A 2069-nucleotide genomic window follows, 5' to 3' on the forward strand; every position below is an offset into this window, starting at 1 on the left:
GAAGGACCTTGAAAATTAAACAACGTTACGAAATGAAGGACCCGTAATGACTTTGAGAGAGACGGGAACATCCGAAAGGATGTGAACGGAACTTTCGGACGAATTGAGAATCCAGACTCAACAAACTGGAATACACGTTAGTGTATCGAGATAGAGCTTTTCAAAACTCTAAAGATTTAAACGCTCCTCTGGGGCGATTAAATACAATTTTTAGAGAGTTTGATCCTGGCTCAGGACGAACGCTGGCGGCGTGCCTAACACATGCAAGTCGAACGGACGAGAGGGAGCTTGCTCCCTCAAGTTAGTGGCGGACGGGTGAGTAACGCGTGAGTAACCTGCCTTTCAGAGGGGAATAACATTCTGAAAAGGATGCTAATACCGCATAACATCGTAGTATCGCATGGTACAGCGATCAAAGGAGCAATCCGCTGAAAGATGGACTCGCGTCCGATTAGCTAGTTGGCGGGATAAAGGCCCACCAAGGCGACGATCGGTAGCCGGACTGAGAGGTTGATCGGCCACATTGGGACTGAGACACGGCCCAGACTCCTACGGGAGGCAGCAGTGGGGGATATTGCACAATGGGGGAAACCCTGATGCAGCAACGCCGCGTGAAGGAAGAAGGTCTTCGGATTGTAAACTTCTGTCCTCAGGGAAGATAATGACGGTACCTGAGGAGGAAGCTCCGGCTAACTACGTGCCAGCAGCCGCGGTAATACGTAGGGAGCGAGCGTTGTCCGGATTTACTGGGTGTAAAGGGTGCGTAGGCGGATCTGCAAGTCAGTAGTGAAATCCCAGGGCTTAACCCTGGAACTGCTATTGAAACTGTGGGTCTTGAGTGAGGTAGAGGCAGGCGGAATTCCCGGTGTAGCGGTGAAATGCGTAGAGATCGGGAGGAACACCAGTGGCGAAGGCGGCCTGCTGGGCCTTAACTGACGCTGAGGCACGAAAGCATGGGTAGCAAACAGGATTAGATACCCTGGTAGTCCATGCCGTAAACGATGATTACTAGGTGTGGGTGGTCTGACCCCATCCGTGCCGGAGTTAACACAATAAGTAATCCACCTGGGGAGTACGGCCGCAAGGTTGAAACTCAAAGGAATTGACGGGGGCCCGCACAAGCAGTGGAGTATGTGGTTTAATTCGAAGCAACGCGAAGAACCTTACCAGGTCTTGACATCCTGCTAACGAGGTAGAGATACGTTAGGTGCCCTTCGGGGAAAGCAGAGACAGGTGGTGCATGGTTGTCGTCAGCTCGTGTCGTGAGATGTTGGGTTAAGTCCCGCAACGAGCGCAACCCCTGCTATTAGTTGCTACGCAAGAGCACTCTAATAGGACTGCCGTTGACAAAACGGAGGAAGGTGGGGACGACGTCAAATCATCATGCCCCTTATGACCTGGGCTACACACGTACTACAATGGCCGTCAACAGAGAGAAGCAAAACTGCGAAGTGGAGCAAAACTCTAAAAACGGTCCCAGTTCGGATCGTAGGCTGCAACCCGCCTACGTGAAGTTGGAATTGCTAGTAATCGCGGATCATCATGCCGCGGTGAATACGTTCCCGGGCCTTGTACACACCGCCCGTCACACCATGGGAGCCGGTAATACCCGAAGTCAGTAGTCTAACCGCAAGGGGGACGCTGCCGAAGGTAGGATTGGCGACTGGGGTGAAGTCGTAACAAGGTAGCCGTATCGGAAGGTGCGGCTGGATCACCTCCTTTCTATGGAGAAACGATTGGTTGGAAGACTGATCTAATCCAAGGTCAGGCATTACGGAAACATTTCAAAACGTTGTTTAATTTTGAAGGCCCTTCAAGGCTGAGCCTTGACGCACGGCCCGCCAGGAAGCTGGCAGGAAGTGGGAAGCTGAGAGAGGCGGGACAGAAATGGCCTGCTCCCGAGGCGAGAGAGGCGAAGCGGAAGAGAGCTTTCAAGAGGAAATAAACGAAGGTAGAACACCTGAGTGAACAACCAAATAGTTGGGGGTATAGCTCAGCTGGGAGAGCGCCTGCTTTGCAAGCAGGAGGTCAACGGTTCGATCCCGTTTATCTCCACCACGGGCAGAACG

At 52.4% G+C, this 2069-nt stretch carries 1 tRNA gene and 1 rRNA gene; both read left to right on the forward strand.

Annotated features, from left to right (window positions below):
• Positions 1-207: 207 nt before the first annotated feature.
• A 16S ribosomal RNA gene (locus I2E77_RS13490) occupies positions 208-1722 on the forward strand.
• 260 nt (positions 1723-1982) lie between these two features.
• A tRNA-Ala gene (locus I2E77_RS13495) sits at positions 1983-2058 on the forward strand.
• The last annotated feature ends 11 nt before the right edge of the window (positions 2059-2069 follow it).

This window comes from Anaeromassilibacillus sp. 1001302B_160321_C8 (genome assembly GCF_015554745.1).
In the GTDB taxonomy this organism is placed as follows: Bacteria; Bacillota; Clostridia; order Oscillospirales; family Acutalibacteraceae; genus Anaeromassilibacillus; species Anaeromassilibacillus stercoravium.